The organism is Pseudomonas sp. S3_A09, assembly GCF_054668065.1.
Genome location: NZ_CP162752.1, coordinates 1,075,694 through 1,101,244, shown reverse-complemented (window position 1 = coordinate 1,101,244; position 25,551 = coordinate 1,075,694). Strand labels below are relative to the sequence as shown.

Here is a 25,551-nt window from a genome sequence, read left to right as displayed (position 1 = left end):
AAAGTAAAGTGCGTTTCGGGTTCACATAGGCATTGCCCAGCGACCGTTCAGTCGGGATAATCCCTCGTACCGGGTAAATCGTATCGCCGCGTATCCGTGGCCCTGCGTTACCCTCCCTATTTTGACCTTTGCAGACCTCTTCCTCATGCACAAAGAACCCCGTAAGGTCCGTGAGTTTCGCCGCCGTGAGCAGGAAATTCTCGACACCGCACTCAAGCTGTTCCTCGAACAGGGTGAAGACAGCGTCACCGTCGAGATGATCGCGGATGCCGTGGGTATCGGCAAAGGCACGATCTACAAGCACTTTAAATCGAAGGCCGAAATCTACCTTCGCCTGATGCTCGACTACGAGCGCGATTTGAACGAACTGCTGCATTCGGCCGATGTGGACAAGGACAAGGAAGCCTTGTCCCGCGCCTACTTCGAGTTCCGTATGCGTGACCCGCAGCGCTACCGCCTGTTCGACCGCTTGGAAGAGAAGGTGGTCAAGGGCCATCAGGTACCGGAGATGGTCGAGGAACTGCACAAGATCCGTGCTTCGAACTTCGAGCGCCTGACCCTGTTGATCAAGGGCCGCATCAGCGAAGGCAAGCTGGAAGACGTGCCGCCGTATTTCCACTACTGCGCCGCCTGGGCCTTGGTGCACGGTGCCGTGGCGCTGTACCACTCGCCGTTCTGGAGCAATGTGCTGGAAGATCAGGAAGGTTTCTTCCAATTCCTGATGGACATCGGCGTGCGCATGGGCAATAAGCGCAAGCACAGCGCTGAGCAGCCACCGGCTGAAACGCCCGCCACGTAATGATTTGCTGCCACGCGTAGTACCCCAGGAATATACTCAGGCATGGACTCTTGCTAAAAGCTGATTTATCAGTCAGCTTTTAGCGCGCCCGAATCATCCTCTGCCGGAGTGATCCATGATCGTTGATCGTCAAGGCAGGCGTTTTCGCAATTTGCGGATCAGCCTGACCTCAGCCTGCAATTACGCGTGTACCTACTGCGTGCCTAACGGCAAGCGGCTGGTGGCTGCCCAGGACGAACTCTCGGCCGAGGCCATGGCCCGTGGCGTGGCTTACCTGATCGAGGCGGCGGGCATTGAGCGCCTGCGCATCACCGGCGGTGAACCGCTGGTCAGCCCCAAGCTGGAAGCCTTCATGGGCGCCGTCGGGCAGATGGGGCTCAGTGACATCAGCCTGACCACCAACGGCCAACTGCTGGCGCGCAAACTGCCGCTGCTGGTCGAGGCCGGGATCAAGCGCATCAACGTCTCCCTCGATACCCTGGATGCGGACGCCTTCCGCAGCATCGCCCGTGGCGGCGACCTGGCCACCGTACTCGACGGCATGGACCAGGCCCGTGCTGCCGGGATCAAGATCAAGGTCAACATGGTGCCGTTGCGCGGCCAGAACCTCGACCAGGTAATGCCGCTGCTCGAATACTGCCTGGCGCGCGGTTATGAACTGCGCTTTATCGAGCTGATGCGCATGGGCCACCTGGCCAAGGACTCCAACGCGTTCCTGCAGCAATTTGTCAGCTTGCAACAGCTGTTGGGCCTGATCGGCGAACAGCATGAATACTTGCAAGCCAGCGCGCCCATTGACGCGACGGCGGTACGTTATGAAATACCTGGCAAGGGCTACTTCGGGGTGATTGCCAACGAAAGCGTGCCGTTCTGCCGTACCTGTTCGCGGTTGCGGTTGTCGTCCACCGGTTGGCTGCATGGCTGCCTGTCGTCGAGCAATCGTCACTATGTCGGCGACTTGCTGGACAAACCGCGCCACCAAGCGCTGCCAGCGTTGCAGGGCCTGTTGATGAAGGCGTTGGGCGACAAGCAGGAAGTTGCCTTCTCCGGGGGCGCGACCATCATGAAGATCATCGGCGGCTAGTCTTCCAAGCTGGCGCAGAACCTGCATCTCACGCCCATTCGCCGGTTTTCCGTCACCGGCTTCTGGAGGATTAGGATGCGTAGTCTGGTTTTGTTGCTGGCGTCGTTGACGCTGAGTGGTTGCATGACCGTCAGCGATATGGCCGAAGGCACCCGCTATCAGATGAGCGATGCCGGTTTGCTGGATCACAGCGATACCCGTCGCACCGCCTCGGTTCGCATACAGCCGGATTCTTTCGTGTTTATTGCCCAAGGCGCCTTCGTACCGCCGGGTAGCGCTTATCCGCGTCCGAACGTGGTGGCTGAGGAAGCCTTCAACGGTTTCATCGAGTATTTCCCCATGGTGCGTCGTGCCCGTCAGCCAGAAGGTCTTGAGCAGGCAATGTCCGAAGCCCGTGCGGCCGGCGCTCACTATCTGCTGTACTGCCGCTTCGCCAAGGCGGATGACCGTATCGGCAATGCCGATGAGTGGTCCGATCAGGAAGCTCTCGACCGTGTCGGGCTGGACAGCGGCGTCATTCAGATCATGTTGATCGAGACCAGCACCCAGTATTTGATTGATACTGCACGTATTCGCAGTCGTGGCGGTTTACTGACGTTCCACGACAACAAGCCAGAAGATCTGATTGCCCGCCCGCTGAGGCAGTACGCCCGCAGTCTGCTGGGTATGAGTGATCAATAAGCACCAGGAGAACGCTATGACCGATTCCGCCAAGGCCAACGATCTGTTGGCCCAGCTGCCCAAGGGCAAGGGACCGGCGCCGGTACATCTGTGGAACCCGGACTTCTGCGGCAACATCGACATGCGCATCGCCCGCGACGGCACTTGGTTCTACCAGGGCACGCCGATCGGGCGTAAGCCGATGGTCAAGCTGTTCTCCAACATCATTCGCCGCGATGGCGATGACTACTTCCTGGTCACTCCCGTGGAAAAGGTCGGCATCAGCGTCGATGATGCGCCGTTTGTCGCGGTTACGCTGGAGGTCGAAGGGCAGGGCGAAGGCCAGGTACTGCGCTTCACCACCAACGTGGACGATCAGATCGAAGCGGGCCTTGAACACCCCTTGCGGGTGGTGATCGACCCGGTTACCCAGGAACCTGCGCCCTATCTGCGGGTGCGCACCAACCTCGAAGCCCTGGTGCATCGCAATGCCTTTTACCAATTGGTGGAGCTGGCGGTGAGCCGTCCGATCAATGGTCAGAACTGGCTGGGTGTCTGGAGCGGCGGGGAGTTTTTCCGTATCGGCCTGGAACCTTGAGGCCGGTTTTTTTATTTCCCTGAAATAATTCGCTTGCTGGAATCGGGCACTTTCGGTTATCAATTTGTACATGATTAGACATGTCCGATTTGATAAGAAAAAACGCGTCGTCGACGAGCTCATCCGCCGTATCGAAGGTGGAATGATGGCCGACGGTTTCCTGTTGCCGGGCGAGCACCAACTGGCCGAAGAATTTGCGGTCAGCCGTGGCACCCTGCGCGAAGCCCTCGCCGAGCTGAAGCGGCGCAACTACATCGCCACGCAGAGCGGCGTCGGTTCCATCGTCACCTTTGACGGCATGGTGCTCGACCAACGCAGCGGTTGGGCCCAGGCCCTGGCCGACACCGGAGCGCGGGTGAACACTGACATCCTGCGCCTGGAAGCGGTGACCCGCCCCGACCTGTTCAGCCGCTTCGGCAGCGACCAGTTCATCGCCCTTGATCGCCGCCGCCGTACCACCGATGGCACGTCGGTATCCCTGGAACGCTCATTGATGCCCGCGTCCGGCGGCCTGGAAAGCCTGCCGACAGTCGGCCTGATCGATGACTCCCTGACCATCACCCTGGCCGCCTACGGTTTTATCGGTGCCGAAGGTGACCAGTGGATCGGTGCGTCACCCCTCAGTGACGAAGATGCCGAGTTGCTCGGCCGTCCCGCAGGCACAGTGTTTCTCAAGGCGTCACGTACCACCTATGACCGTCGCGAGCGTTTCATGGAGTATGTGGAAAGCTTGCTCGATCCTCTGCACTTTCGCCTGCACCTCCAGTTTGGACGTTCGACATGACCTCGCTCAACCACGCCATCGGCGCTTTCTACGGCCTGGCCTTGGGTGATGCCCTGGGCATGCCGACCCAGTCCTTGAGCCGCGAGCAAGTCCGCGCGCGTTTCGGCGGCATCACCGGCCTGGAAGATGCCGACGCCGACCAGCCTATCGCACCGAACATGCCCGCCGGTTCCATCACGGATGACACCGAGCAGGCGATCCTGGTGGGTGAGTTGCTGGTCGAAGGGCAGGGCGTCATCGAACCGACGGTGCTTGCCCAGCGTTTGATCGAATGGGAAGCGGTGATGCGTGCCAAGGGCTCGCAGGATTTGCTCGGCCCCTCGACCCAGCGTGCGATCAGCATGATCCTCGCCGGCCACACCCCGGAAGAGTCCGGCCGTTACGGCACCACCAACGGCGCTGCGATGCGCATCACGCCGGTAGGCATTGCCGCCGATGTCAGCGACCCGGCGACATTTATCCAGGCGGTGATCCAGGCCTGTCAGGTGACCCACAACACCACGCTGGGAATCTCCAGCGCGGCGGCGGTGGCGGCGGTGGTATCGGCCGGTATCAACGGCGTGGACCTGGGGGGAGCGCTGAACATCGGCACCCAGATTGCCCAGCAGGCGGAAGGTCACGGTCACTGGGTTGCCGGCGGGCGTATCTCCACCCGCATCAGTTGGGCGCGCACGTTGAGTGTCGGCAGCGGCGACAAAGCCCTGTTCGCCGACCTGCTGTACGAATTGATCGGTACGTCCGTCGCGTCCCAGGAGTCGGTGGTGGTGTCGTTCGCCCTTGCCCAACAAGTGGCGGTGGGTGAGATGAGTGCGTTGGAGGCGTTGTGCCTGGCCGCCAGCCTTGGCGGTGACACTGACACGATTGCCGCCATTCTCGGCGCCATGCTGGGTGCGTGCCTGGGCATGCAGTGCTGGCCTGACGCGATGATCGAGCAGGTCAAACAGGTCAATGGCCTGGATTTGCAGCCGCTGGTTCTGGGGCTGCTCAAATTGCGCTGAACACCACAGAGCAAAAATCTGGGCGCTGGCTTGCCTGCGATATCAGTGTGTCATTCATTGATGCACTAACAGGTTGACCGCTATCGCAGGCAAGCCAGCTCCCACACTGATTGCGTCGAGTCAGGATGACCGGTTAACGCTTTGATTCTCTGCCACAACCACAACAATACAGGCACTTGGAGCACCCCTCATGAGCACGACTTCTTCCGGCCAGAGTGCCGGGCAATTGGAAACACGCGGCATCGAACCGGTCCCAGAAGGCGAGTGCAACGGGCACCCGCTGCAACTGTTCTGGGTGTGGTTCGCCGCCAATATAAGCATCCTTGGCTTACCGCTCGGCGCCACGTTGGTTGCGTTTCGCGGCCTGGCGATCTGGCAGGCCATTATCGTGGCGATCCTCGGCGCTGCCGGGTCGTTCGCGGTGGTGGGCATCATCTCCATCGCCGGTCGTCGTGGACGCGCGCCGAGCCTCACCCTTTCCCGCGCCATCTTCGGCGTGCGTGGCAATATCGGGCCGACGCTGGTGTCGCTGATGTCGCGCCTGGGTTGGGAAACCGTCAACACCACCACGGCCGCCTTTGTACTGCTGTCGTTGTGTTCGATCCTGTTTGGTTCGCCGGTCGAGGCGAAAAGCGCGCCAGTGCTTACCCTGATCTTTATCGCGATCTTCGTGCTGCTGACCCTGTCGGTGTCCGGGCTGGGCCACGCCACCTTGCTGGTGATCCAGAAGTGGGCCACCTATGTGTTCGGTGCCTTGAACATTCTGGTCGGCGGCTTCCTCTGCGCGACCATTGATTGGAGCGCGGTGTTCAACGCGACCCCGGCGCCGCTGAGCGCGATGATCATCGGCGTCGGCACCATGGCCGCCGGCACCGGCATTGGGTGGGCGAATGCCGGTGCCGACATGTCGCGCTACCAGCACCGCAGTGTCACCGCCGTGCGCCTGGTGGCATCGGCCGCGTTTGGTGCAGGCATTCCGCTGGTGTTGCTCATCACCCTCGGCGGTCTGCTGTCGGTGGGCAACAACGACCTGGCCTCGGCCACCGACCCGATCGTCGCGATCCGCGACATGCTGCCGACCTGGATGGCGGTGCCGTACCTGATCACCGCGTTTGGTGGGCTGCTGCTGTCCAACAACCTGTCGGTGTACTCGGCAGGCCTCACGACCTTGACCCTGGGCTTGAAGGTCAAGCGCGTGCATGCGGTGATCGTCGACATCGTGGCGATCTTCGCCGGTTCGATCTACTTCATGCTGATCGCCGACAGCTTCTACGGCCCGTTCATCACCTTCATCTCGTTACTGGCCGTGCCGATCACGGCGTGGGTCGGCATTTTCGTGGTTGACCTGATCCACCGTCACTACTACAGCCCCAAGGACCTGCTGGACGTGAGCCCAAGCAGCGCCTACTGGTATCGCGGCGGTGTGGAATGGCGTGCGTTCGGCGCCTGGGCTGTGGCGATCGTGCTGGGTTTCAGTTTCACCACCATTGGCACCACCGCCGAAAACATCTGGTTCGCCGGGCCTTTGTCCGACTCCTGGCTGGGCCACAACGGTCTGGGCTGGATCGTCACCTTCCTGGTGGCCGGCGGGATTTATGCAGTACTGGGTGGCGCAGCTGACCGTCGCCCGGCTTTGGTAGAGCGTCCTAATGTCTAGATTGCTGCACACCGGCCAGGTCATCGTCGACTTGGTCATGGCCCTCGATACCTTACCCGCCACTGGTGGCGACGTGCTGGCGCAATCGGCCAGCTTTGAGGCCGGCGGTGGCTTCAACGTGATGGCCGCTGCTCGGCGTAACGGGCTGCCAGTGGTCTATCTGGGGCGTCACGGTAACGGGCGCTTTGGCGACCTGGCCCGTGCAGCGATGCAGGCCGAGGGCATTGAAATGGCCCTGGCCGCCAGTGCTGGCAAGGACACCGGCTTGTGTGTGTCCCTGACCGAAGCCACCACCGAGCGCACCTTCATCTCCCACATCGGTGCCGAAGGTGAGCTGAATGCCGAGGACCTGGCCAGGGTTGTGCCGCAGCTTGACGACTATGTATACGTCAGCGGCTATAGCTTGCTGCTGGAGGGCAAGGCGCAGCCGCTGATCGATTGGTTACTGGCGTTGCCACGGGAGATCGTGGTGGTGTTCGATCCAGGCCCGCTGGTGAAGGCACCGGACTCGGCCTTGATGCGCACGTTATTACCGCGTATCGACATCTGGACCAGCAATGGCCCGGAAGCCCTGGCCTTTACCGGTGCATTGGATATCGCCGCCGCGCTGCCCGAGCTGAGCCAGCACCTGCCCGCCGAAACGCTGCTGGTGGTTCGTGATGGGCCCAATGGCTGCTGGGTAGGGCGAACGGGCTCGGTTGAGCATGTGCCCGGCTTCAAGGTGCTGGCAGTGGACAGCAATGGCGCCGGGGATGCGCATGCGGGGGTATTTATTGCTGGCCTGGCGAAGGGGCTGAAGCCTGCTGAAGCGGCACGTCGAGCGAATGCAGCCGCAGCCTTGGCGGTAACACGCTGGGGACCTGCAACGTCTCCAGGCACCGCCGAAGTCGACGCACTTCTTACCGAATAAACACACCAAAACCTGTAGGCACCGGCTTGCCCGCGCCTACAGGTTTTTTGTTCAACCGGCTTTGCGCAGTGCTTCGATCAATTGATCCTTGCGCATGCTGGATCGGCCCGGTATGTCCTTGGCCCGCGCTTCTTTCAGCAGGCTTTCCTTGGTCTGGGTCGCCAGCGAAGCGCGGCTGCTGCGTGGGTGGCCCTCACGGGTGGCCGCGGCACGCTTGGCTGATGCTTGCCGGTCCGCGGCTTTCCTGGCCGGCGCTTTGCGCTGACCCGAGCCGCCGGCCTTTTCGCCCCCGCCGGACTGCTTGTTCACGGTGGCCCAGGCACGGGCTTCAGCTTCATCCTTGGGTACGCCTTTGTGCTCATAACTTTCTTCGATACGAGCAGCTTTGCGCTTCTGTGCGGCGGTGTATTTGGCTTTGCTTCCAAGAGGCATTGCGATACTCCTACTGGCCCCGGCAGCGGGGCCAGACCAGACAAAAATGAATTACTGCGGGCCTGCACCGTCGAGCTTGCGCGCCTCATCCACACCGGACGCGGTCAGCTTGATCGGCAAGTTCAACGAATATTCACCGGCGTCGTCGGTGGTCACATGCCCATCCTTGATCAACCCACGGTCCTGCAGAAACGCCAAGACACTGGCGACCTCTTTTTCGCCGCGGTAGTTATCCAGCACCTCCTTGCCTAGACCTTGCGGGTGAGCGTGCAGCAGGCGGGTGAGGACTTCTTTTTCAAGGTTTCTATCGACGTTCATGCGTACCTCTTCATTGGGAGATGATCGGGTGTTCGTCTAGCGTTCGATGGATCAAGGCGCAGGTTGCTTTGGTGCACCTGGGACGTTGGAGTCATCGCCCTTGTTGATGTTGGGCTGATTGATCGCCGGGCCCATTTTGCCGTTACCGACGGCAGCAGGCGCTTGGCGTTGGGTGTCATTGCCTTTGGTGCGCGGGTCAGCGCCGTTATCGATGACCGCACCACCGTTGGAGTCCATGCCGGTGCCCATGGACTTCTGCGACTCGGTGGTGGCGTCAGGCGTTGGATCGGTCGGTCCGGTGGTCGAGCTGGCGGCGAAGGCGCTCAGCGACGCAGCAGACAACAGGCCAGTGAGGGCGAGGGCGGCAAACTTGGAATTTTTCATGAGGGTGTCTCCATATGATTAATGTCCTTACCTACTATTGGTCAGCCCTCGTTTCGTGTTCGTGCCTTGATGGCGACGAACGGTCTTGTGTCACCTGTAAGATTTTGTGTGCCGGTAACCGCGAAAATGCGCTGCAACTCGTCATGAAAGCGCCTTAGTATGTGTGCTTTGAAATTGCCAAGGCTCGCCCATGACCATCGAGATTCGCCCCGCCGTGCCCAGCGATGCTGCGCAGATCCTGACTTTCATCACCGAGCTTGCCGAGTATGAGAAAGCCCGGCATGAAGTGATCGCCAGCGTGGTGGATATCGAGCGCAGCCTGTTCAGCGAGGGCGCCACGGCCCATGGCCTGATCTGCTTGCGCGACGGCTTGCCGATTGGTTTTGCGGTGTTTTTCTTCAGCTATTCGACTTGGCTGGGCAGCAACTGCCTGTACCTGGAAGACCTTTATATCAACCCGGAACAACGCGGCGGCGGGGCGGGCAAGAAGCTGTTGCGCCACTTGGCGAAGATTGCTTTCGATAACGGCTGCGGGCGCTTCGAGTGGAGTGTGCTGGACTGGAACGAACCGGCGATTGCCTTCTACAAATCCATCGGTGCCCAGCCGCAGGAAGAGTGGGTGCGCTATCGCATGGAAGGCGATGCGCTGCGGGACTTCGCCCTGGGCTAGCACCGTTCTGTAAACACTGAAGATCAAAAATGTGGGAGCGGGGCTTGTGTGGGAGCTGGCTTGCCTGCGATAGCATCACCTCGATGCAACTGAAGAACCGAGGTGCCTGTATCGCAGGCAAGCCAGCTCCCACACGGGCCCGCTCCCATATTATTTTTGTGACTGTGCTCAATATATGGGATGAGAATTTATATATTGAGATATTTCAAATGATGGGTTTATAGTCGCCTGCATCAGCACTCACTACCAAAAATAAAACAGGTGAAGCGATGCAGGCACAACCCTTGTCACTCCCCGCCGTGCCCGAGCCAACCTATGGCGAGCGGCTCAACGGCAAAGTGGTGATCATCACCGGCGCCGCCCAGGGCATTGGCGAGGCCATCGTCGCGTGCTTCCAGGCCCAGCAGGCGCGGTTGATCATTGCGGATATCCAGGGCGAAAAGGTCGAGAAGGTTGCCGCCCACTGGCGTGAACGCGGCGCGGACATCTACGCGCAAGCCGTCGACATCACCTCAAAAGATCAATGGCTGGCGCTGGTCAATCTGGCCATCGAACGCTTTGGTCGCGTGGATGTATTGGTCAATTGCGCCGGGGTCAACGTGTTCCGCGACCCGCTGGAAATGACCGACGAAGATTGGCGCCGCTGCTTCGCCATCGACCTCGACGGTGCCTGGTTCGGCTGCCGCGCGGTGTTGCCGCACATGATCGAGCAAGGCATCGGCAACATCATCAATATTGCCTCCACCCATTCCAGCCATATCATCCCCGGCTGCTTTCCCTACCCCGTGGCCAAGCACGGCTTGCTCGGCCTGACTCGCGCCCTCGGCATCGAATACGCGCCCAAAGGCATCCGCGTGAATGCCATCGCGCCGGGCTATATCGAAACCCAGCTCAACGTCGACTACTGGAACGGGTTCCCCGACCCTCACGCCGAGCGCCAGCGCGCCTTCGACCTGCACCCGCCCAAGCGCATCGGCCAGCCGATCGAGGTGGCGATGACGGCACTGTTCCTGGCGACCGACGAGGCGCCCTTTATCAATGCAACCTGCCTGATGATCGATGGCGGGCGTTCTGTGATGTACCACGACTAAAGCGTTTTCCAATAACAAGAAGGAGGTGGTCCATGTTCAAGAAGACTCTAGGCACCCTGGCGCTGGCCATGGCGTTCAGCAGCGTGGCGCTCGCCGAGGAAGTGAAGATCGGCTTCCTGGTCAAACAGGCTGAAGAACCCTGGTTCCAGACCGAATGGGCCTTCGCCGAAAAAGCCGGTAAGGACCAGGGCTTCACCGTGATCAAGATCGCCGTGCCTGACGGTGAGAAGACCTTGTCTGCCATCGATACGCTTGCCGCCAACGGCGCCAAGGGCTTTGTGATCTGCCCGCCGGACGTGTCCCTCGGCCCGGCGATCATGGCCAAGGCCAAACTCAATAACCTCAAAGTGCTGGCGGTGGACGACCGGTTTGTCGACGCCAAGGGCAAGCCCATGGAAGACGTGCCCTACGTCGGCCTCGATGCCTACAAGATCGGCCAGAAACAAGGCGAAGCCATGGCCACCGAAGCCAAGCATCGCAACTGGGACTGGAAGGACACCTACGCCGTCATCAACACCTTTGACGAGCTGGAAACCGGCAAGAAACGCACCGACGGTTCGGTAGAAGGCCTCAAGGCCGCCGGTCTGCCCGCTGACCACATTCTGTTCAGCGCGCAGAAAACCCTCGACGTGCCCGGCAGCATGGACGCCACCAACTCGGCCCTGGTGAAACTGCCCAGCGGTGCGAAAAACCTGATCATCGGCGGCATGAACGACAGCACCGTGCTGGGCGGCGTGCGGGCCACCGAAAGCGCCGGGTTCAAGGCGGCCAACGTGATAGGCGTCGGCATCAACGGCACTGATGCGATTGAGGAACTGAAAAAATCCGACACCGGCTTCTACGGCTCGATGTTGCTGAGCCCTGACGCCTCCGGCTACAAGACTGCCAGCGCGATGTTCGAGTGGGTCACCCAAGGCACCGAGCCGGCCAAGTTCACCGCCCTGGACAACGTGACCCTGATCACCCGCGCCAACTTCAAGGAAGAGTTGAGCAAAATCGGGCTGTGGAAATGATCGGCGCGGCCTTGCGTTTCAACGGCATCGGCAAAGAATTTCCCGGTGTGAAAGCCCTGTCGCAGATCAGCTTTGAAGCGCGGCCGCGCGAGGTGCATGCGTTGATGGGCGAGAACGGCGCGGGCAAGTCGACGCTGCTGAAGATCCTCGGCGGTGCCTACCTGCCCAGCAGCGGCACGTTGCAGATCGGCGAGCAGACCATGGACTTCAAGTCCGCCGCCGATAGCATTGCCTGCGGCGTGGCGGTGATCCACCAGGAGTTGCATCTGGTGCCGGAAATGACCGTCGCTGAGAATCTGTTTCTTGGGCATTTGCCGACGCGCTTCGGGGTGGTCAATCGCAGCCAGTTGCGCAAGCAAGCGTTGGCCTGCCTCAAAGGCCTGGCGGATGAAATCGATCCGGATGAAAAGCTCGGTCGGTTGTCCCTTGGCCAACGCCAACTGGTGGAAATCGCCAAGGCACTGTCCCGTGGTGCCCATGTGATCGCCTTCGACGAACCCACCAGCAGCCTGTCGGCGCGGGAGATCGACCGTTTGATGGCGATCATCACGCGCCTGCGCGATGAGGGCAAAGTGGTGCTCTATGTGTCGCACCGCATGGAAGAAGTATTCCGCATCTGCAACGCGGTGACAGTCTTCAAGGACGGCCGTTATGTGCGCACCTTCGACGACATGAATGCGCTGAGCCACGACCAGTTAGTGACCTGCATGGTCGGTCGCGATATTCAGGACATCTACGATTATCGACAACGGGAACAAGGCGAAGTGGCGCTGAAGGTCGAGGGTTTACTCGGGCCAGGCCTGCGTGAACCGGTGAGCCTGAACGTGCACAAGGGCGAGATTCTCGGCCTGTTCGGATTGGTCGGGGCGGGGCGCACGGAGCTGTTTCGGCTGCTGAGCGGTTTGACCCGTAGCACCGCTGGAAGCCTGGCACTCTGCGGGCAAACGCTGCAATTGCGGTCACCCCGCGATGCCATCGCCGCCGGCGTGCTGCTGTGCCCGGAAGACCGCAAGAAGGAGGGCATCATTCCGCTGTCCAGCGTGGCCGAGAACATCAACATCAGCGCACGCGGTGCCCATTCCACCTTTGGCTGGCTGCTGCGTGACGGCTGGGAAACGACCAACGCTGATCGGCAGATCAAGGCGATGAAGGTCAAGACCCCTAACGCCGAACAGAAAATCATGTACCTCTCCGGCGGCAACCAGCAGAAGGCCATTCTCGGCCGCTGGTTGTCGATGCCGATGAAGGTGCTGTTGTTGGACGAGCCGACCCGAGGCATCGATATCGGCGCCAAGTCGGAGATCTACCAGATCATCCACAACCTCGCCGCCAGCGGTATTGCGGTGATCGTGGTGTCCAGCGACCTGATGGAAGTGATGGGTATCAGCGACCGCATCCTGGTGATGAGCGAGGGCGCCTTGACCGGCGAACTGACCCGCGATCAGGCGGACGAAGCTCGGCTGTTGCAACTGGCTCTCCCGCGTTCGCGGGCTTGAAGAACTCGAGGTGAATGATGTCTGAGGTAAAAACTGCAAAGGGCTTCTGGCCGGGTTTCAACCAGCGCAAGTTTCTCGATGACTGGGTGATGTTGCTCGCTGCATTGAGCATCTTTGTGCTCAGTGCGTTGTTTATCGATAACTTCCTGTCGCCCCTGAACATGCGCGGGTTGGGCCTGGCGATTTCCACGGTGGGCATCGCTGCGTGCACCATGTTGTTCTGTCTGGCGTCGGGGCATTTCGACTTGTCGGTGGGCTCGGTGATTGCCTGTGCCGGGGTGGTCGCGGGCATCGTGATCCGCGACACCGACAGTGTGGTGCTCGGCGTGTCCGCCGCGTTGGCCATGGGGCTGGTGGTGGGGCTGATCAACGGTATTGTCATCGCCAAGCTGCGCATCAACGCCTTGATCGCAACGTTGGCGACCATGCAGATCGTGCGCGGCCTGGCTTACATCTTCTCCAACGGCAAGGCCGTCGGCGTGATGGACGAAGGTTTCTTTGTGTTCGGCAACGGCCAGCTGCTGGGCGTGCCGGTGCCGATCATCATCACCGTGCTGTGTTTTGTGTTCTTTGGCTGGCTGCTCAACTACACCACCTACGGGCGCAACACCATGGCCATCGGGGGCAACCAGGAAGCGGCGTTGCTGGCCGGGGTGAACGTTGATCGCACCAAGATCATCATCTTTGCCGTGCACGGCCTGATCGGCGCTTTGGCCGGAGTGATCCTCGCCTCACGCATGACCTCGGGCCAGCCAATGATCGGCCAGGGTTTTGAGCTGACGGTGATTTCTGCCTGTGTGCTGGGCGGGGTGTCGTTGAGCGGCGGCATCGGCATGATCCGGCATGTGATTGCCGGGGTGCTGATTCTGGCGATCATCGAGAATGCGATGAACCTGAAGAACATCGACACCTTCTACCAGTATGTGATCCGGGGTTCGATCCTGTTGCTGGCGGTGATCATCGACCGCATGAAGCAACGCTGACGTCCTGCCATGTGACGGTCAACATGCGGGAACTGGCTTGCCAGGCTGTGCCAGCCTATAAATTTACTGACTGACACTCCCTCATCGCAGGCAAGCCAGCTCCCACAATGGATCTCCTCTGTTCTGGAGGATGGTATTTGCCATAATGGCGCCGTTTTCGTACTTCCCAATAGGCCCGATATGCAGGAAAACGCCCACACCCCCGTCAAAGACGCTGCCCCCACCGGCACCCAGACCCTGTTGCGTGGCCTGGGCGTGGTGCAAGCGGTGGCGGCCGGTGCGCGGGATCTGAAAGAGATCGCCAAGCGCATCGGCACCACTCGTAGCACCACCCACCGCCTGGCCAGTTGCCTGGTGGAGGAGCGTTACCTGCGCGTGGTGCCGCAGGTCGGTTACCTGCTGGGGCCGAAGTTGATCGAGCTGGGTTTCCAGGCGCGGGAAGAACTGCCGCTGGTGACCTTGGCCATCCCCTATCTGGACGAGTTGTCGGCGCTGACCGGCGATACCATCCACCTGGCGATCCGCGAATACGACGATGTGCTGTACCTGCACAAGAACCCCGGTCGCAATGGTCCGGAAATGCGTTCGCGGGTCGGCCATCGCATGCCGCTGGCGCGCACCGGGATCGGCAAGGCATTGCTGCTCGATGACAGCGTCGCAGAGTGGCAGCGCCTGTACGAAGTCAGCTTGCCGGCGGGTGGTAAAAGTCAGCAATGGCCGCAGCACCCGGAGCAATCCTGGGCGCAGTTCGAGCAGCGCATGCATGAATACGTGGTGGGCGGTTATGCGTTCGACCTGGAAGACAACGAACCGTCGATCCGTTGCGTGGCGGCTCCGGTGCGCGATGCCAGCCGGCGAATTATCGCCGGCATCAGCATCGCCAGTACCGTGCCCTACATGCCGCTGGAGAAAATGGCCGAGCTGATCCCTGTGGTCAAACAGGTCGCAGCCCGGCTGTCGGCGGAGTTGGGGGCAAAGGCCTGATCAGGCCTTCAGGGTCGCCATGTCGATGACAAAGCGGTACTTCACATCGCCGGCGATCATGCGGCTGTAGGCTTCGTTGATGTGGCGGATGTCGAGCATTTCGATGTCACAGGTGATGCCGTGCTCGGCGCAGAAATCCAGGACTTCCTGGGTTTCGGCAATGCCACCGATCAAGGAACCGGCCAGGACTTTGCGGCCCAACACCAGCTTGGCCGCGTTCACGGGCGGGTCCACCGGTTCGATCAGGCCGACCAGGATGTGCACGCCGTCAAAGCGCAGCACGTCGAGGTAGGGGTTCAGGTCGTGTTGCACCGGGATGGTGTCCAGCAGGAAATCGAAGCTGCCGGCGGCGGCTTTCATCTGGGCTTCGTCGGTGGACACGATCACATGATCGGCGCCCTGGCGGCGGCCTTCCTCGGCCTTGCTTGCCGAGCGGGTGAACAACGTCACTTGCGCGCCCATGGCCTTGGCAAACTTGATGCCCATATGGCCCAGGCCGCCCATGCCGAGTACACCGACTTTATCGCCGGCCTTCACGCCGTAGTGCTTGAGCGGCGAGTAGGTGGTGATGCCTGCGCACAGGATCGGCGCGGCGCTGGCCAGGTCGAGCTTGGCCGGGATCTTCACCACGAAGTGCTCGCTGACCACGATGCTGTCCGAGTAGCCGCCCATGGTGTTGCTGCCGTCGACGCGGTCCGGGGTGGCGTAGGTCATGGTCGGGCCTTCGAGGCAGTATTGCTCCAGGTCCGCTTGGCAGGCGTCGCAATGACGGCACGAATCGACCATGCAGCCTACGCCAACCAGGTCGCCGACTTTGTGTGCGGTGACGTTGGCGCCGACGGCGGTGACCTTGCCGACGATCTCATGGCCGGGCATCAGCGGGTACACCGCGATGCCCCACTCGTTGCGCGCCTGGTGGATGTCGGAGTGGCACACGCCGCAGTACAAGATCTCGATCGCCACGTCATCGGCGCGTGGGCTGCGGCGCTGGAAGGACATGGGGGCGAGGGGCGTGGTGGCCGACTGGGCGGCATAACCGATGGCGGTGTACATGGGGGAAACCTCGCTAAAGCAATGACAGGTGAGGCGGCGCATTCTCCGCGCCAGCCCTGGCTACGGCCATGGTGATTGCTCCGAGTCTCATGCCTATTCGTCCGGGAGTGCCCCGTGTTTGGGCCTATGTGACGCCAGACCTGCGATGATGTTCTCATCCCTTTTTCGCGAAGTTTTTTGCCATGTTGCTCACCCGCCATCTCGACGCCAACGCCACACTGGTTGCCTTGATTGAGGGGCTCACGCCCTGCGACGGTTTTTCCCCCACTAACCTGCCCGGCGTTCAAGTGCTGCGCGCCAGTTGCGACGTGGCGCGCGGGCCGCAGATCTATGAGCCGAGCCTGATGTTCGTGGCCCAGGGCAGCAAAGTCGCCTACCTGGGGCCTCGTACACTGGAGTATGGCGCCGGGCACTACCTGATCCAGGCAATGCCGGTGCCGTTTGAGTGCGAGACGTTTGCCATGGCGCCGGATGCACCGCTTTTGGGTGTGACGGTGGGCATTGATCGCGTGGTGTTGGGCGAACTGGTGATGGCCATGGGCATTCAGGCCGGGCCGCCGCCGACGGCGCAGACGCTGGAGTCGATGAGTTCGGTGGTGCTCGATGATGCCATGCGCGGGTGTGTCGAACGGCTGCTGCAGTGCCTGCACGATCCGCTGGAAAGCCGGATCATGGGCCCGGCGCGGGTACGCGAATTGTTGTTCACCGCGTTGCGCGGGCCGCAGGCCGATGTGCTGCGTGCGCTGGTCGAACAGCAAGGGCAGTTTTCGCGGATTGCCACGTCGTTGAATCACCTGCACGCCCATTACGCCGAGCCGCTGAATATCGAGACGCTGGCGGGCTATGCACACATGAGCGCGTCGACTTTTCATGAGCACTTCAAGCGCTGTACGTTGTTGTCGCCGGTGCAGTATCTGAAGCGTTTGCGCTTGCTCAAGGCCCAACAGTTGCTGCTGGTGGAAGGGATGGGGGTGGCGCAGGCGGCGCATAGCGTGGGGTATCAGAGCACGTCGCAGTTCAGCCGGGAATATAAGCGCTACTTCGAGCGCAATCCCGGGGAGGAGCGGGCGGCCTGATGACTTCAGGCACAACACACTCAATGTGGGAGCGGGCTTGCTCGCGAAAGCGGTGTATCAGTCAGCAAACTTGTATCTGACCCACCGCCTTCGCGCGCAAGCCCGCTCCCGCAGTTGATGTGTGTTGGCCATAAAAAAGGCTCCCGTTCGGGGAGCCTTTTTGTTCAAGCAACGGACTTACATGTTCGGGTAAGTCGGCCCACCGGCGCCTTCCGGCGTGACCCAGGTGATGTTCTGCGAAGGGTCCTTGATGTCACAGGTCTTGCAGTGCACGCAGTTCTGGGCGTTGATCTGGAAACGCTTCTCGCCGTCTTCCTTGGTGATCACTTCATACACGCCCGCCGGGCAGTAGCGCTGCGCCGGTTCATCGTAGAGTGGCAGGTTGGTGCCGATCGGGATGCTCGGGTCTTTCAACTTCAAGTGGCACGGCTGTTCTTCTTCATGGTTGGTGCCGGAGATGAACACCGAACTCAGCTTGTCGAAGCTCAGCTTGCCGTCGGGTTTCGGGTAATCGATCTTCTTGCTGTCTTTCGCCAGCTTGAGGCAGGCGTAATCCGGCTTGGTGTCGTGCAGCGTGAACGGCATCTTGCCGCCCAGGATGTTCTGGTCGAACCAGTTGAAGCCGGCGCCGATGATCGGGCCGAACTTGTGCATCGCCGGGCCGAAGTTGCGGCTGGCGAACAGTTCTTCGTAGAGCCAGCTCGATTTGAAACTATCGACGTAAGCGGTCAGCTCATCACCGCCTTCGGATTCGGCGAACAGGCGGTCGGCCACGGCGTCGGCGGCGAGCATGCCGGACTTCATTGCGGTATGGCTGCCTTTGATCTTGGCGAAGTTCAGGGTGCCGAGGTCGCAACCGATCAGCGCGCCGCCCTTGAAGACCATCTTCGGCAGCGAGTTCAGGCCGCCTTTGCAGATGGCACGGGCGCCGTAGCTGATGCGCTTGCCGCCTTCCAGGTACTGGGCCAGCACCGGGTGATGCTTGAGGCGCTGGAACTCATCGAAGGGCGACAGGAAGGTGTTGCTGTAAGACAGGTCGACGATCAGGCCGACCACCACCTGGTTGTTTTCCAGGTGATAGAGGAACGAGCCGCCTGTGTTTTCGGCGCTCATGATGTCCAGCGGCCAACCGGCGGTGTGCACCACCAGGCCAGGCTGGTGCTTGGCTGGGTCGATTTCCCAGATTTCCTTGAGGCCGATGCCGTAATGCTGGGCGTCGGCGTCGCTGTCCAGGTTGAAGCGCTGGATCAGTTGCTTGCCGATATGGCCACGGCAACCTTCCGCGAACAGCGTGTACTTGCCACGTAGTTCCATGCCTGGGGTATAGACGCCTTCTTTCGGATTGCCTTCGCGGTCGACGCCGAGGTCGCCGGTGATGATGCCGCGGACCACGCCATTTTCGTCGAACAGCGCTTCCTGGGCGGCGAAGCCTGGATAGACTTCCACACCGAGGTTCTCGGCTTGCTGGGCGAGCCAGCGGCACAGGTTGCCCAGGGAAATGATGTAGTTGCCTTCGTTGTGCATGGTCTTGGGCACAAAGAAGTCAGGCACCTTGGTGGAGGCTTCGGGGCTGCGCAGTACATAGATGTCATCGCGCACCACCGGGGTGTTGAGCGGGGCGCCGAGTTCTTTCCAGTCCGGGAACAGTTCGTTCAGGGCGCGTGGTTCGAACACGGCACCGGAGAGGATATGCGCGCCGACTTCGGAGCCTTTCTCGACCACGCAAACGCTGATTTCCTTACCGGCTTCGGCGGCCTTTTGCTTCAGTCGGCAGGCGGCAGACAGTCCCGCCGGGCCAGCGCCGACGATGACCACGTCGAATTCCATGTATTCGCGTTCCACAGGCTATCTCCTACTCAAGGCTCAACAGGCTTTTTTTTCTAATGGGTGGAGGTTCGGTGTCGTCTTGCAGCAACGGCAGGACCCACCTTTCTCTCTAGGTGGCGCATTATATCTACACCACTGTCAGCGTCCAATACAAACGTTTGTTTGAATTGCCCGCAGGCTAGGTAAATCAAAGTGGTGCGGCTTATGACTGGCTATTTTGCCGTATTGACCAGAATAGGTGTTCCGGTCAATATACGGTCGGTTTTGCGCTAACCGTAGGCAGACTGCAGGTTTCAAGAGCACGTCCAAAAGCAAGACAGGTGGCGCGCGTCCAGACAATGGCGCGCAGTTTACACGCTGCGATAAAGAATGACCTCTCAGTCACTGCTGACGAACGGTCACCATTTCCCGTGAGCAAGGTCATCCGCCGACGTTTTTGGAGGTGCCCTTGTGTGCCGATGAGCATCAACCGCCAGGTTCGCCTAGGCGACTTTCTTTTCACCGGAGAGTAACGAGGAATCCATGAAGGTTCTTGTAGCTGTCAAACGCGTTGTCGATTACAACGTGAAAGTTCGCGTCAAAGCGGACAATTCCGGCGTCGACCTTGCTAACGTCAAGATGTCGATGAACCCTTTCTGCGAAATCGCTGTGGAAGAAGCCGTCCGCCTGAAAGAGAAAGGCGTGGCGACCGAAATCGTCGTGGTTTCCATCGGTCCTACCACCGCTCAAGAGCAGTTGCGTACCGCCCTGGCACTGGGCGCCGACCGCGCCATCCTGGTCGAGTCCGCTGAAGAGCTGACCTCCCTGGCCGTTGCCAAGCTGCTCAAAGCCGTTGTCGACAAGGAACAGCCTCAGCTGGTGATCCTTGGCAAACAGGCCATCGACAGCGACAACAACCAGACTGGCCAGATGCTGGCTGCGCTGACCGGTTACGGCCAGGGCACCTTCGCTTCCAAAGTCGAAGTGAACGGCGACAGCGTAGCTGTGACCCGTGAAATCGACGGCGGCGCGCAGACGGTTTCCCTGAAACTGCCAGCCATCGTCACCACCGACCTGCGTTTGAACGAGCCGCGCTACGCGTCCCTGCCAAACATCATGAAAGCCAAGAAGAAGCCGCTTGAGTCCCTGACTCCGGATGCCTTGGGCGTTTCCACCGCCTCTACCAACAAGACCGTCAAGGTTGAAGCACCGGCTGCTCGCAGCGCGGGTATCAAGGTCAAGTCTGTTGCTGAGTTGGTCGAGAAACTGAAAAACGAAGCGAAGGTGATCTGATCATGACTATCCTCGTAATCGCCGAACACGATAACAAGGTGCTGGCCCCGGCCACCCTGAACACCGTGGCCGCTGCCGCTAAAATCGGTGGCGACATTCACGTGCTGGTTGCCGGCCAAGGCGCTGGCGCCGTGGCTGAAGCCGCTGCCAAAATTGCTGGCGTGAGCAAAGTCCTGAACGCTGACAACGCCGCCTACGCGCATCAGCTGCCGGAAAACGTTGCGCCACTGGTTGCCGAGTTGGGCAAGAGCTACAGCCACATCCTGGCTGCCGCTACGTCCAACGGCAAAAACATCCTGCCACGCGTTGCTGCGCAGCTGGACGTTGACCAGATCTCCGAGATCATCTCGGTCGAAAGCGCTGACACCTTCAAGCGCCCGATCTATGCCGGTAACGCCATCGCGACCGTACAGTCCAACGCTTCGGTCAAAGTCATCACCGTGCGTGCCACCGGTTTCGACCCGGTTGCCGCCGAAGGTGGTTCGGCGACCGTTGAAGCCGTTGCCGCTGCTCACGACGCTGGCACGTCCAGCTTTGTTGGCGAAGAGCTGGCCAAGTCGGACCGTCCAGAGCTGACCGCTGCCAAGATCGTCGTTTCCGGCGGCCGTGGCATGCAGAACGGTGACAACTTCAAGCACCTGTACGCCCTGGCCGACAAGCTGGGCGCTGCGGTCGGCGCTTCCCGCGCGGCCGTCGACGCAGGTTTCGTACCCAACGACATGCAGGTCGGCCAGACCGGCAAGATCGTTGCGCCACAGCTGTACATCGCCGTTGGTATCTCCGGCGCGATCCAGCACTTGGCGGGTATGAAAGACTCCAAAGTGATCGTCGCGATCAACAAGGACGAAGAAGCGCCAATCTTCCAGGTGGCCGATTACGGCCTGGTGGCGGACTTGTTCGAAGCCGTCCCTGAGTTGGAGAAGCTGGTCTAATCCAGTCGCTTCACTTATAAAGAGCCCGGTCCTTGTGACCGGGCTTTTTTTTGACTTGGAGACACCCGCCATGGAATTGCGCCCCTGGGCTGTACTGATGGGCCTCACATTACTGCCTGCGCTGTCGTTGGCCGCCGGCAAATGCGATCGCCTGGTGATCACCGGCAGCCCGGATGCACCGCCGTTGCTCTGGCGCGACCCGCAAGACCCTACGCACCTGATCGGCGCCACCGCCGATGTATTGCAACAAGTGGGCAAGGACCTCGGGTTGAAAATCGACCTGCTCTACGGTGGCAAACGCTCCCTGGCCCTGGAGGAAGTGCGCAGCGGGCGCATGGACATCCTCGCCGACGCGCCGCTGAACCTGGGTGAGCTGGAAACGCTCGACTACATCCACCCGGCGCTGGTGCAACTCGACTACCTGGTGTGGACGCGCAAGGATTCGGCGCTGGACTATGCCACCGCCGCCGACCTGCACGGGCACACAGGCGCGGTGTCAGAGCGCGCGCGGTTGAGCGCGGCCTTCGAAACCTTCGCCAGTGAGCAACTGAGCCTGGAACGCCTGCCGTCGCTGACGCCGGCATTCCAGAAACTGCTGCTGGGTGAGGTGGACTACGTGCTGGCCGGACGTTATTCCGGTATGGCCATCGCGCAGACCTTGGGCATGAGCAACGACCTGGTTGCCCGGGATATACCCATCGACCAGCCGGGCCTGTACCTGGCGATTTCCCATAACTCGGCCTGCAATGATCCGTGGCTGCGCGGACAGCTGGCCAAAAAGATGACAGAATTGCCCGCGTCCGGTGTGGCGCAAGCTGCGTTGCAGAGCAATCTGGAACGCTGGAAAGCGCAATTGCAGCAACCCGTCGGCACCCCAACAAAGTAGGGATTTTCAGTGACTTTTCGACCTCTTTTCGCGGCCCTCGCCGTTGTCGCTCTGGCGGGATGTGCAGCCGATCCTGCGCCGAATGAACAAATGCGCCTCACCCAGCAAGCCTTGGAGCAAGCCAGTGCCGTGGGTGCCAACGCGGATGAATCGCCTGAATTGAAACTGGCCGAAGCCAAGTTCGCCCGGGCCAAGTCGAGCATGGCCGACCAATCCTACAAAAACGCGCGCATGCGTCTCGAACAAGCTGAGCTGGATGCTCGCCTGGCCGAGGCCCAAGTGCTGACCCGCAAGAGCCAGGAACAATTGGACGTACTCAGCACCCGTATCACCCGCCTGCGCAAACAACTGCAGTTGGGAGAAGCCCAATGAGCCGGATGATCCGCGGGTTGAGCTATGCGGTGCTCCTGGGCACCGCCGTGTTGGGCGGTTGCGCCAGCCACCCCGACAGCGAGCAGGCCTTGCAACAGGCGGGTAACGACTTCCAGCAGGTCAAGGAAGACGCCAACGTGCTGCGCTTTGCGCCCAAGGACGTGATCCGCGCCGGTGAGTCCCTGGCCCGCGCCGACCGCTTGTCCAGCTACTGGGGCAGCGGCGCCGACGTGGTGCATTACGCCTACCTGAGCCAGCGCTACAGCGCCATCGCCCGCGAGCACACCGAACAGGCGCTCAACCAGGAGCGTGGCGCCAAGCTCGAACTGGAGCGCCAGCGCCTGCAATTGGCCCTGCGGGAAAACAAGCTGATCAGTGTGCAGCAACAGGGCAAATGGCTTGAAGAGCAGATCGCCAGTTTGGCCACTACCCAGACTGATCGCGGCCTGGTGATGACGCTGGGCGATGTGCTGTTCGATACCGGTGAAGCAGAGCTGAAAAACTCGGCCAACCGCACGGTGTTGAAAATCGTACAGTTCCTGCAACTCAACCCCAAGCGCGTGGTGCGCATCGAGGGTTACGCCGACAATACCGGCGGTGAGCGGGAAAACCTCAAACTGTCCCGCGACCGCGCGCAGTCAGTGGCGGATGTGCTGGTAGACCTGGGGATCGACGAAAAACGCATCCAGGTCGAAGGCTATGGCGACCAGTATCCCGTCGAAGCCAACGCCTCCGAGCGGGGCAGGGCGCAGAACCGTCGGGTGGAAATCGTGTTCTCTGACGAGAAAGGCCAGCTCGGCGCCGCGCGTTAGGCGCTTGGCATAGATCACCATGTGGGGGCGGGCTTGCTCGCGAAAGCGGTATATCAGTCGATATTTCAGTGGCTGACAAACGGTTTTCGCGAGCAAGCCCGCTCCCACGTTCTTTCGAAGTAGCCCCACAACTCTGTACGCCACCCTTTCAGTTTTTACTGTCACTCCCGCCCGCGCTCGACTATTGTGGCAACTGTCCCCGTACACTTCTAAACTGTGCCGGTATGTTTCACACAAAAATAAAATACCCGTGAAATCGAGTGCTGCGTCATGACCAATCTGTTGCTTTACCAACGTATCGCCCAGCAGCTGGCTGAGGATATCCGGCGCGGTGTCTATCAACCGGGCGAGCGCGTGCCTTCGGTGCGCAAGATGAGCTCGCAGTTGAACGTGAGTCACGCCACGGTATTGCAGGCCTACGCCAACCTGGAAGACCAGGGGCTGATCCGCGCTCGGCCGCAGTCCGGCTATTACGTGCACCAGACACCCGCACTCACCGCGCCGACGCCGGACATCGCGCGTGTCGAACGCCCGGGTCTGGTCACCCGCAGCAGCATCATCCAGCAGGTACTGGGTGAGTCGCGCCGCGAAGGTGTGTTCCCGTTGGGCGCCGCCGTGCCGAGTGTGGATTACCTACCGGTACGCGCGCTGCACCAACAGTTGGCCAAGGTCACGCGCTTCCAGAGCCCACGGGCATTCAGTTACATGTTCAGCCCCGGTTTCGAGCCGCTGCGCCGCCAGGTGGCGATCCGCATGCGCGATGCCGGTGTGGTGGTGGACCCTTCCGAAGTGGTGATCACCCACGGTTGCGTTGATGCCCTGCAGATGTCGCTGCGGGTGTTGACGCGGCCTGGCGACCTGATTGCCGCAGAGTCACCGACCTATTATGGCTTGCTGCAACTGGCCGACCTGCTCGGCCTCAAAGTCATCGAGATCCCCAGCGATCCGTCCACCGGCATGAGCTTGGAGGCGCTGCAATTGGCGGCCAACCAATGGTCGATCAAGGCGCTGGTGTTGACCGCGCGGCTGAGCAACCCGTTGGGCGGCACCATGCCCGAAGAACGGCAGAAACAGTTGCTGCGCCTGGCGTCGGACTTCGACATCCAGATTGTCGAGGACGATATCTACGGCGAGCTGATGTTCGAATTGGGCCGCACCAAGGCCCTGAAGGCCTATGACCGCCTGGATCGAGTGATCTATTGCTCCAGCTTTTCTAAGACGCTGTCCCCCGGCGTGCGCATCGGTTGGATGATCGCCGGTAAGTACCAGCAGGAAATCCAGCGCTTGCAGATGTTCAGTACCCACTCCGCCTGCAGCGTGACCCAGATGGGCGTCGCTGCGTACCTGGAAAACGGCGGCTACGATCGCCACCTGCGTTACATCCGCCAGGAGTACCGCAAGAACCTCAGCGCCTTCCAACTGGCGGTGCAGCAATATTTCCCGGAAGGCACACAGATGACACGTCCGACCGGCGGTTTCATCCTGTGGGTCAGTTTGCCCGGACGGGTCAACACCCAGGAACTGCACGTACGCGCACTGCAACAGGGCATCAGCATTGCACCGGGGCTGATCTTCAGTAACACCGAGCAGTTCAACCACTGCATTCGCCTCAACTGCGGTACGCCGTGGAACCGCGAGGCAGAGCGGGCGCTGATGACCTTGGGGATGCTGGCAAGCCAGTTATGCCAGGAAACCGCAGCCGGACTGTGACGCACGGAAAGGGGACAAATCCTATAGCGAGCTAATCACCGCGCTTGTCATGCCGCGCACAACAAGCGAGCATATGGCCCTCTGCCGTTAATGCTGTAGGCAATATGACTTCGATTTTTCGTGCGGTTTTCGTGATTGGCCTGATAAGCCTGTGCAACGTCGGCACTGCGCTGGCGGCGGCGCCTGTGAGCGAAACCAAGCCCGCCGCCAGTACCGAGCAGAAGCCCCCGGCGAAAAAAACGGCCCCCGTAAAAAAAGCGCCAGTGGTGAAGAAACCCACCGCCGCCGCCAAAAGGCGGGCGGCCACCAAGGCCAAGGCGTCCCGCGAAGTGGCGCAGACACAATTGCCACCGGCACAGTTGGACCTGTCGCTGCCTTCTGACATGGTCAGGCACTTGCAACCCATTGGCACCATGCCCAAGCCGAAAAGCGTGCCCCTGCTGCCGCCGATGTTTGGCGAGAAACCGACTGACAACAGTGCATTCCAGATCAACGGCCGCCTGCTCAGCAATGAGATGAGGCTGCAATTGCGCAACGAAGAGCGGCGCGATGTGGAAGGTGCAGCGCTGGATTTCGAGTTCAAGCAGTAAACTTTTCCCACAAAGGTGACGTCGACCGCCGACCATGTGTCGGAGACTGATCAGTCACTTTTGTTTTCTGCGAAAAACCACTGTTAGGCCATTTTAAAACGGCTGTTTTAGGGCGTACCCTAGCCCGGCCATCCACATTGAGTCGTCGAGGACCTGCTGG

General features: G+C 60.7%; 27 protein-coding genes. 22 read left to right on the top strand and 5 right to left on the bottom strand.

Translation table 11 applies throughout. The features are described from left to right. Positions 1 to 145: 145 nt before the first annotated feature. The 8 genes from AB4N92_RS05195 to AB4N92_RS05160 all read left to right on the top strand — a co-directional run bounded on the left by AB4N92_RS05195 (position 146) and on the right by AB4N92_RS05160 (position 7,490). On the top strand, positions 146 to 799 hold the full coding sequence (locus AB4N92_RS05195) for a TetR/AcrR family transcriptional regulator (protein ID WP_010208394.1): 654 nt from the start codon (positions 146 to 148) through the stop codon (positions 797 to 799). Between the two features lie 115 nt (positions 800 to 914). Then, entirely contained in the window at positions 915 to 1,883 is a 969-nt protein-coding gene (locus AB4N92_RS05190) for a GTP 3',8-cyclase MoaA (protein ID WP_010208395.1), read from the top strand. 75 nt (positions 1,884 to 1,958) lie between these two features. Further along, on the top strand, positions 1,959 to 2,564 hold the full coding sequence (locus tag AB4N92_RS05185; RefSeq protein WP_010208396.1) for a DUF4823 domain-containing protein: 606 nt from the start codon (positions 1,959 to 1,961) through the stop codon (positions 2,562 to 2,564). 16 nt (positions 2,565 to 2,580) lie between these two features. After that, positions 2,581 to 3,141 (top strand): DUF1285 domain-containing protein, encoded by a 561-nt coding sequence (locus AB4N92_RS05180; protein ID WP_010208397.1) that lies wholly within the window; start codon positions 2,581 to 2,583, stop codon positions 3,139 to 3,141. A gap of 70 nt (positions 3,142 to 3,211) precedes the next feature. Beyond that, the gene (locus AB4N92_RS05175) at positions 3,212 to 3,925 is read left to right on the top strand and encodes a GntR family transcriptional regulator (protein ID WP_236267333.1); all 714 of its coding nucleotides are present in this window, start codon (positions 3,212 to 3,214) and stop codon (positions 3,923 to 3,925) included. Then, on the top strand, positions 3,922 to 4,923 hold the full coding sequence (locus tag AB4N92_RS05170) for an ADP-ribosylglycohydrolase family protein (RefSeq protein WP_010208399.1): 1,002 nt from the start codon (positions 3,922 to 3,924) through the stop codon (positions 4,921 to 4,923). The genes AB4N92_RS05175 and AB4N92_RS05170 overlap by 4 nt, the downstream gene beginning before the upstream one ends. Positions 4,924 to 5,113: 190 nt before the next feature. Then, positions 5,114 to 6,580: a purine-cytosine permease family protein gene (locus tag AB4N92_RS05165; RefSeq protein ID WP_010208400.1), complete on the top strand. Its 1,467-nt coding sequence runs from the start codon at positions 5,114 to 5,116 to the stop codon at positions 6,578 to 6,580. After that, positions 6,573 to 7,490: a PfkB family carbohydrate kinase gene (locus tag AB4N92_RS05160; protein WP_042571976.1), complete on the top strand. Its 918-nt coding sequence runs from the start codon at positions 6,573 to 6,575 to the stop codon at positions 7,488 to 7,490. The genes AB4N92_RS05165 and AB4N92_RS05160 overlap by 8 nt, the downstream gene beginning before the upstream one ends. A 51-nt stretch (positions 7,491 to 7,541) precedes the next feature. Here the strand turns inward: AB4N92_RS05160 and AB4N92_RS05155 are convergent, their stop codons facing one another. Genes AB4N92_RS05155 through AB4N92_RS05145 form a run of 3 tightly spaced genes read right to left on the bottom strand, consistent with a single transcriptional unit; the run spans position 7,542 to position 8,624 of the window. Then, positions 7,542 to 7,922, bottom strand: coding sequence for a termination factor Rho (locus tag AB4N92_RS05155; protein ID WP_010208403.1), 381 nt, complete (start codon positions 7,920 to 7,922; stop codon positions 7,542 to 7,544). Between the two features lie 51 nt (positions 7,923 to 7,973). After that, positions 7,974 to 8,240 carry a hypothetical protein gene (locus AB4N92_RS05150; RefSeq protein WP_010208405.1) on the bottom strand — a complete coding sequence of 89 codons (267 nt, stop codon included), beginning with the start codon at positions 8,238 to 8,240 and terminating at the stop codon, positions 7,974 to 7,976. Between the two features lie 51 nt (positions 8,241 to 8,291). Further along, entirely contained in the window at positions 8,292 to 8,624 is a 333-nt protein-coding gene (locus AB4N92_RS05145; RefSeq protein ID WP_236267335.1) for a hypothetical protein, read from the bottom strand. A 190-nt stretch (positions 8,625 to 8,814) separates the two neighbouring features. Between AB4N92_RS05145 and AB4N92_RS05140 the strand changes: the two genes are divergently transcribed. The 6 genes from AB4N92_RS05140 to AB4N92_RS05115 all read left to right on the top strand — a co-directional run bounded on the left by AB4N92_RS05140 (position 8,815) and on the right by AB4N92_RS05115 (position 14,861). Next, positions 8,815 to 9,294 carry a GNAT family N-acetyltransferase gene (locus AB4N92_RS05140; RefSeq protein ID WP_010208407.1) on the top strand — a complete coding sequence of 160 codons (480 nt, stop codon included), beginning with the start codon at positions 8,815 to 8,817 and terminating at the stop codon, positions 9,292 to 9,294. Positions 9,295 to 9,563: 269 nt separating this feature from the next. Continuing rightward, positions 9,564 to 10,385 carry an SDR family oxidoreductase gene (locus AB4N92_RS05135; protein ID WP_183702604.1) on the top strand — a complete coding sequence of 274 codons (822 nt, stop codon included), beginning with the start codon at positions 9,564 to 9,566 and terminating at the stop codon, positions 10,383 to 10,385. 32 nt (positions 10,386 to 10,417) lie between these two features. Next, a complete protein-coding gene (locus AB4N92_RS05130) occupies positions 10,418 to 11,398 on the top strand; it encodes a substrate-binding domain-containing protein (protein WP_038453667.1) in 981 nt (326 codons plus the stop codon). After that, positions 11,395 to 12,894: an L-arabinose ABC transporter ATP-binding protein AraG gene (araG, locus tag AB4N92_RS05125; protein ID WP_029529057.1), complete on the top strand. Its 1,500-nt coding sequence runs from the start codon at positions 11,395 to 11,397 to the stop codon at positions 12,892 to 12,894. The genes AB4N92_RS05130 and araG overlap by 4 nt, the downstream gene beginning before the upstream one ends. A 17-nt stretch (positions 12,895 to 12,911) precedes the next feature. Continuing rightward, positions 12,912 to 13,877, top strand: coding sequence for an L-arabinose ABC transporter permease AraH (gene araH, locus AB4N92_RS05120; RefSeq protein ID WP_029529058.1), 966 nt, complete (start codon positions 12,912 to 12,914; stop codon positions 13,875 to 13,877). Positions 13,878 to 14,057: 180 nt separating this feature from the next. Next, the gene (locus AB4N92_RS05115) at positions 14,058 to 14,861 is read left to right on the top strand and encodes an IclR family transcriptional regulator (RefSeq protein ID WP_010208412.1); all 804 of its coding nucleotides are present in this window, start codon (positions 14,058 to 14,060) and stop codon (positions 14,859 to 14,861) included. On the opposite strand, the gene AB4N92_RS05110 is transcribed toward AB4N92_RS05115, so the two are convergent. Next, the gene (locus AB4N92_RS05110; protein WP_021491492.1) at positions 14,862 to 15,914 is read right to left on the bottom strand and encodes an NAD(P)-dependent alcohol dehydrogenase; all 1,053 of its coding nucleotides are present in this window, start codon (positions 15,912 to 15,914) and stop codon (positions 14,862 to 14,864) included. 182 nt (positions 15,915 to 16,096) lie between these two features. Here AB4N92_RS05110 and AB4N92_RS05105 point away from each other — a divergent pair, with 182 nt between their 5' ends. Further along, the gene (locus AB4N92_RS05105) at positions 16,097 to 16,990 is read left to right on the top strand and encodes an AraC family transcriptional regulator (RefSeq protein ID WP_010208414.1); all 894 of its coding nucleotides are present in this window, start codon (positions 16,097 to 16,099) and stop codon (positions 16,988 to 16,990) included. 177 nt (positions 16,991 to 17,167) lie between these two features. Here the strand turns inward: AB4N92_RS05105 and AB4N92_RS05100 are convergent, their stop codons facing one another. Continuing rightward, a complete protein-coding gene (locus AB4N92_RS05100) occupies positions 17,168 to 18,832 on the bottom strand; it encodes an electron transfer flavoprotein-ubiquinone oxidoreductase (protein ID WP_010208416.1) in 1,665 nt (554 codons plus the stop codon). A gap of 507 nt (positions 18,833 to 19,339) precedes the next feature. Here AB4N92_RS05100 and AB4N92_RS05095 point away from each other — a divergent pair. From AB4N92_RS05095 to AB4N92_RS05065, 7 genes are all read left to right on the top strand, one after another. Further along, positions 19,340 to 20,089, top strand: a complete 750-nt coding sequence (locus tag AB4N92_RS05095) for an electron transfer flavoprotein subunit beta/FixA family protein (protein WP_010208417.1) — start codon at positions 19,340 to 19,342, stop codon at positions 20,087 to 20,089. Between the two features lie 2 nt (positions 20,090 to 20,091). Next, on the top strand, positions 20,092 to 21,021 hold the full coding sequence (locus AB4N92_RS05090; protein ID WP_010208418.1) for an electron transfer flavoprotein subunit alpha/FixB family protein: 930 nt from the start codon (positions 20,092 to 20,094) through the stop codon (positions 21,019 to 21,021). 70 nt (positions 21,022 to 21,091) lie between these two features. Then, positions 21,092 to 21,907, top strand: a complete 816-nt coding sequence (locus tag AB4N92_RS05085; RefSeq protein ID WP_010208420.1) for a substrate-binding periplasmic protein — start codon at positions 21,092 to 21,094, stop codon at positions 21,905 to 21,907. Positions 21,908 to 21,916: 9 nt separating this feature from the next. After that, complete coding sequence (locus tag AB4N92_RS05080) at positions 21,917 to 22,279, top strand: DUF4398 domain-containing protein (RefSeq protein WP_106119782.1); 363 nt, start codon at positions 21,917 to 21,919, stop codon at positions 22,277 to 22,279. Next, positions 22,276 to 23,091 (top strand): OmpA family protein, encoded by an 816-nt coding sequence (locus AB4N92_RS05075; RefSeq protein WP_106119783.1) that lies wholly within the window; start codon positions 22,276 to 22,278, stop codon positions 23,089 to 23,091. Before AB4N92_RS05080 ends, AB4N92_RS05075 begins: the two co-directional genes overlap by 4 nt. Before the next feature lie 270 nt (positions 23,092 to 23,361). Continuing rightward, positions 23,362 to 24,801: an aminotransferase-like domain-containing protein gene (locus AB4N92_RS05070; protein WP_010208423.1), complete on the top strand. Its 1,440-nt coding sequence runs from the start codon at positions 23,362 to 23,364 to the stop codon at positions 24,799 to 24,801. Between the two features lie 104 nt (positions 24,802 to 24,905). Beyond that, complete coding sequence (locus AB4N92_RS05065) at positions 24,906 to 25,391, top strand: hypothetical protein (RefSeq protein WP_045791723.1); 486 nt, start codon at positions 24,906 to 24,908, stop codon at positions 25,389 to 25,391. The last annotated feature ends 160 nt before the right edge of the window (positions 25,392 to 25,551 follow it).